Source organism: Streptomyces sp. CNH287 (assembly GCF_000424825.1).
The window spans coordinates 1-5,476 of the sequence record NZ_AUKQ01000039.1 but is presented as its reverse complement, the minus strand read 5'-3'; the positions used below and the strand labels follow the sequence as shown (position 1 = coordinate 5,476).

Sequence of the window (5,476 nt, the reverse complement as noted above, 5' to 3'; positions counted from 1 at the left end):
GCTCCCGCTGCCGGCGCCGGTGCTGCTGCCGGGGCTGCTCCTGTTCCTGGCGTTGTTGCTGGGGTTGGTGGGGGGGTTTTGCCGCCGGGGGTGTTGGTGCGTCCGGATGGTTATGTGGCGTGGGTGTCGTCGCCGCGGGGGTCGGGGGAGGGTTTGGCTCAGGCGTTGGAGCGCTGGTTCGGTCCGGCTGTCTGAAGGCGCCTTCCTCCTGGGGGGTTCCCGAAGGGTGGTTCTCCGGTGTCGGCGGCTCGCGGGGCGGGGTGGCTGCTGGGCGGGCTCTCGGAGGGCTTTTCGCGGACAGTCTCTGGGGTGGGTCTTCGTGGCCGTTCTTGGGTGGTGGCTGGCGCCGGGGGGGTGTTCCGGGCTGTTCTCCTGGGGGGTTTCTTCTCTGTTCTTCGGGGGGTTGTCGGGGGGTTGTTTTCTTCGTGGGGGTGGGGGTCTTCTTCGGGGGGGTGTGAGGGGGCCGGGGGTGTTGCGGGTTCTTCTCTTCGGGGTGGGGGTGTGTGCCGGGGGCTGGGGGTGGGGGTTCCTCATCGGGTTTCCCCGGGGGGTTTCCCGGGGGTTTCCTAGGGTGTTGTCCTCTGGGGGTTGCCCCGGGGGGTGTTGTGGAGGGGGTGTGGGGTAGGTTTTTCCGTCTCTTTGTGTGGGGGCGGGTGGTTCCGGGTGCGGGTGTGTGGTGTTCGGGGCTTTGGGTCGGTGTGGTTTCGGGTTGGTTGATGGTGGAGGTGGAGTATGCCGAGTATTGCTGCTGAGGATCGTCATCTGGTCGTGTTGAATCTGTTCGCGACGGATGCGGCGGAGAAGCAGGAGCGGTTGCTGGGTGCGATGCGGGAGATTGTGGATTCCGCGGCGTATCCGGGGTGGATTTCGAGCAATATGCACAGTGGGCAGGATCGGCTGGGTACGGCGAATCTGATCCAGTGGCGGAGTGGGGAGGATCTGGAGGCGCGGTATGCGGGTGAGGAGTTCAAGCACCGGACGATGCCGTTGTTCCAGGAGATGACGACTTCGATCCGGCTGTTGCAGACGGAGGTGGTCTTCGCGCGGCGGCGGGGTGTTCCGGGTGGGGCGGTGGTGATCACGCCGGGTGGGGGTGATTACACGGTGATCGAGATTTTCCGGGTGGCTCCGGAGGGCCGGGATGAGCTGGTGGAGGCGCTGGGGGGTGCGGGGGAGTGGCTGGAGGAGGTGCCGGGGTTCCGTGCGCAGCTGGTGCTGAAGGGGCTGGCGGCGCGGGGTTTGGAGGGGGGGTTCGCGGTGTCGTATTCGCAGTGGGACTCGAAGGGGTCGTATGACGCTTTCCGGGGTCTGGCGGAGGTGGAGTGGTCGGCGGCGCGGCAGAAGAGCGAGTCGCGGGTGTCTTCGCTGGTGACCGGTAGTGACTGGAATTCGTATCTGCCGGTGCATTCGCGGTCGGCGGGCCAGTAGCGGTCCTGTTCCTCTGTCCTGGTTTTGTTTTCCTGGCTCCTTGGGTTCTGCGGCCGTGTCCTGGTGCGGGGCTGGGGGTTGGGGTCTGGTCCGCCCGCTGCCGGCAGCGGGCGGGCCGGGTGTTTGTGTGTGCGGGGGCGCTGTTCGGCGGGGGCCGGGGGGTGGCGTGTTGTCACGCTGGTGGTCACGGGCCTGCGCGTGACGCTGAACGGGCGGCTGTGTGCGGGGTGTTCCGGGGGGTGTCCGTCCCGCTCCTGGGGGTTCCGTGCCGCCCGGGGGGCCTGGGGTTGTGGGGCTGTGGTGTCGTGTGCTGGTCGTGTGCCGCCGGCACGGATTCCAGGTCCCGCCCCTGGGGGGTGGGTGGTCGGGCGCGTCTTGTCCTGGCGCCTCGTTCACCGCTGCTTTGCGGGTGATGACGACGGGTGCGGTCCGGCCTGTTCGGTGAGTGTGGTCGGCTGGGTGATGGCCCGGGGTCATGGTCCGCGGTCTCGTACGGGGTGTGCCGGCTGGGCGGTCACCACGGTGGGCGCTTACGTGTGGCACACCATGGGGCTGTTCACTTGCAGGTTCCTCTGCGTTCTGGGTGGCTTGGTTGCCGGTCGCTTTCTTGCTGGTCCTCTTTCGTGGCGGCTACCGGGTCGGTGTCGGTGGACAGGCTCTTCGTGCAGAGCGGTGGTGAGGGTTTCCTCTGCCTTTTGGTGAACCGTGTTGTGGTGTTTTGTGGTGGAAGCCTGGTGACGAGTTACTTCGACGCGAACCCCAACGTCGACGCAGCCACCATCCACACCCTCGCCAGCTGCGAGTGGATCAGGAAGAGCCAGCCTCTCTGCCTGATCGGTGACTCCGGCGCCGGCAAGTCCCACATGCTCATCGCCTTGGGCACCGAGGCCGCCATGAAGGGCTACCGCGTCCGCTACACGCTCGCCACGAAGCCGGTGAACGAGCTGGTCGAAGCGGCCGACGAGAAGCAGCTGAACAAGACCATCGCCCGCTACGGCCGCGTCGATCTCCTCTTCCAGGTTCTGACGGAACGCGAGGAGAAGAACAGCGTCGCCATCGCCTCGAACGAGTCCTTCGGCGGCTGGACCAAGACCTTCACCGACCCCCGCCTCTGCGCGGCCATCGTGGACCGCCTCACCTTCAATGGAACCATCATCGAGACCGGCACCGACTCCTACCGTCTCGCCAGCACCCGCGCTGAGTTCGGTGGTTGTCGATCTTGACGTGCCGGACGAGCGTGAAGTCAGATGCGGTGTCGAGTTCGTCATCAGAAGCGGTACCGCTGCAAAGGGGGTTTTGGTGTGTTCATAGAGAAAGAGGATGTTTTCGATCCTGAGGAGATGTGCGGCCTCTACGACTCGGTCGGCTGGGAGGGCTACACCAAAGATGTCGACAAGCTCTGCCGCGGCCTGCTGAACTCGCACCTCGTCATCACGGCACGCGACGGTTCAGGAACGCTTCTCGGACTGGCCCGGACCATCTCTGACGACGAGCACATCTGTTACGTCCAGGACGTCGTGGTCAACCCCAAGTATCACAGGCGGGGCATCGGCCGGGCCTTGATCGAGGACCTCATGCCGCGCTACTCGCACTGCCGCTTCTTCCTCCTGTCCACGGACCACGAGGCGTCACCGGAGGGCAAGCGCAACCACGCGTTCTACCGGAGTCTGGGCTTCCTGTCCTACGAGGAAAAGGAGATGGCGGGCTTCGGACTGCCCAGGAACCGCCCAGATCTGCGTGACATGGCGCCATCAACCAATCCATACGTGGCCTGAACCGTCCCCGGCCTCCCTTCCGGTCGACCTCTGCCACTACTCCCACCTTCGAGGGCCAGCCGCCCTGACGGGCGCCTGGCCGTCCCGCATGCCCAGGAACGACAGCGCCGTCATTTGTCATCGACATCCGCGAGCTGGGTGATCACCAACCGCCTCCAGAACCGGTCGACAAACGCTGTTCCTAGAGATCAACGAAGCCACCCGTACTGATGCCCGACCAGCAGATCTCACAACACGGTGAGCGTTTCCAACTTGCCTGCCGGGTGGTGGGGTTGAACGGCCTGGAGGACGCCATGCCGCTGTTGTGACCTCGGCTGGGTGGGAGGGGTTCGGCAAGGGCCTGTTCGGTTCCGATTCCAGGCTGTGTGAACTGTCCGCGGAACTTTGGGCCGTGCGCGGGGCGGGGATGTCGGCGGCTGGCTTGCTGTGCCGCGGCCGAGGGGGCCGGAGGGTCGAGGGGAGCGTCACTGCGGCGGGGGCCGGGGCGGCCGGCTGATCGTCCCCGGGTCTGGGTGTCTGGCCGGCGGCCGTGTTTGGCCAGCGAAGGCTGCCATCCGGGGCGGGCTTGAGGAGTTGCGGGAGGCCCGCTCTCTTTCCCGTCTTCCGGCCTCGATGCCGAGAAGCCGGTGTCAAGGGCCGGGGCCTGCATGCTGGTCGGGGTCGGTGACGGCAGCACCTTCCCGGCCGCGGAGCCGCCTACGCCGGATGTGCCCTCGCGATGTGGAACTCAAGGTTCCTCGATCGCGGCGAGCGGCTCTCCGGGATGAGGATGCAAGCAGCTCGAACGGGCCTTCCTCCCTTCGTGTCCGCCGCCCCCGGGCGGCGCGTATCGCGGGTCTGCGGCGGTAAGGGGACCGCCCCGGGGCGGACACCGCGCCCCAGGTCCTGCTTTGCGGCGCCGGGGGCCGGGCCGGGGGTTCTCTTCGCGGTGCAATCTTCCACGGGCCCCGGCTCCCGGCACGGCCGGGTCAGGATCGGATCTGATCCGGTCTCTCGATCCGGCGGCCGGGGCTTGTTGGCCGTAGTCGGTTGCGGACAGCAGGGGATGTGCCTTGCCGGGCGCTCCGGTGGTGCGAGGGGCCGGCGCCCGAGGAGAAGGGATCGCCGAGGAATCCGGCCGGGGTGCGAGGTCCGGGGTTTCTCCAGCCGCTGCGGCGCCGGTGCCTCGCCTCCCGGTGGGTTTGATCGTCACCTGGCCATCCGTGCAGACCCCCGCGGCTCCGGCCCGCCCCCGGGTCGCACGATGCTGCCGGCCTTCGGCTTTGCCCGAACACACAGGGGCGCCCCCGCAGGGGGCGGACCCGCGGCTGTGCGGTGATGCGACCCCGCAGCCCCGCAGCAGTGCGGTCCTGCAGGCCCCGGCCCCCGGGTGTCTGCCCCCCCAACGCGCTGTCCTCCAGCCCCAGTCCCGCAGTCCCGCAGTCCCGCGGTTCCGTGGTTTCGCGGGTGTGCGGACTTCGCTCCGGCCGCCTTCTGGCACTGCGGCCTGCGCTGGTGTGGCCCTGCGGTGTTCGGTCGTGCGCGCCCGCGGGCCGCTCCGTCCCGCGAACTCGCCAGCCCTCCAGCCCTCCAGCCCTCCAGTCCGGCAGTCCGGCAGTCCGCTGTCCCGGCAGTCCTCGGTTCCCAGTCCTGCAGTCCGGCAGTCCTGCAGTGTTGCGGGGTGGGCAGGTGCTGCGCTGCGCTGTGTGCTTGGGCAGGGGTTTGTCTGGTCCTGCTGTTTGGTGGTGCGGCTCGTGGTGGTGCGGGTCTGGGCTTGTCGGCCTTCCGCGCCGCGGGTGCCCCCGTCCCTCGGTTCCGCGCTTGTGCGGTCTTCGCGGTCGTGTCTTCCCGGGTCCTCCCGGCCTTCTGGCTGGTGGCTGGTGGTTTGTGGTGGTGCGGTCCGGCAGGCCGCGGCCCCTGCGGCAGTGCGGTCTCGCGGGTTCTCGGCCTTGGGTGTTCGGCAGCCGTGCCGGCCCGGCCCCCGGTTCCGCGGCAGTGCGGTCTTGCGGGTTCCTGGCTCTTTGGCCCTGCCGCTTTGCGGTCCTGCGGTTCGCGGTCTGCGGTTCGCGGTGTGGTGAGGGTGCTCCGCCTGCCGGTGTTCTGGGCCTGTGTCCCTCCGGCCTTGCAGGCGGTGCGGTCCCGCGGGTTTGTGCCCGCTGGTCTGCGGTCGCTGGCTTTGCGGTCCTGCGGTTCGCGGTGGTGCCCCCGGGCCCCTCCACTCCTCAACCCCTCCACTCTTCCCGCCCCTCCTCCTGTCTCTCTGGCCTCCGGCCCCTCGAGCCTCCGGCCCCTCG

3 protein-coding genes and 1 pseudogene are annotated in these 5,476 nt (G+C 68.4%); all 4 read left to right on the top strand.

The features are described 5' to 3' along the window. Window positions 1-90: 90 nt before the first annotated feature. The 4 genes and pseudogenes from H299_RS40620 to H299_RS38590 all read left to right on the top strand — a co-directional run bounded on the left by H299_RS40620 (window position 91) and on the right by H299_RS38590 (window position 3,203). Window positions 91-195, top strand: coding sequence for an aromatic-ring hydroxylase C-terminal domain-containing protein (locus tag H299_RS40620; protein WP_486587395.1), 105 nt, complete (start codon window positions 91-93; stop codon window positions 193-195). A gap of 537 nt (window positions 196-732) precedes the next feature. After that, entirely contained in the window at window positions 733-1,428 is a 696-nt protein-coding gene (locus H299_RS0123590; RefSeq protein ID WP_027750416.1) for an antibiotic biosynthesis monooxygenase, read from the top strand. Between the two features lie 746 nt (window positions 1,429-2,174). Further along, a pseudogene (locus tag H299_RS35880) lies at window positions 2,175-2,651 on the top strand (ATP-binding protein); the annotation flags it as partial. Window positions 2,652-2,729: 78 nt separating this feature from the next. Continuing rightward, the gene (locus tag H299_RS38590; RefSeq protein ID WP_199782497.1) at window positions 2,730-3,203 is read left to right on the top strand and encodes a GNAT family N-acetyltransferase; all 474 of its coding nucleotides are present in this window, start codon (window positions 2,730-2,732) and stop codon (window positions 3,201-3,203) included. Window positions 3,204-5,476: the final 2,273 nt, after the last annotated feature.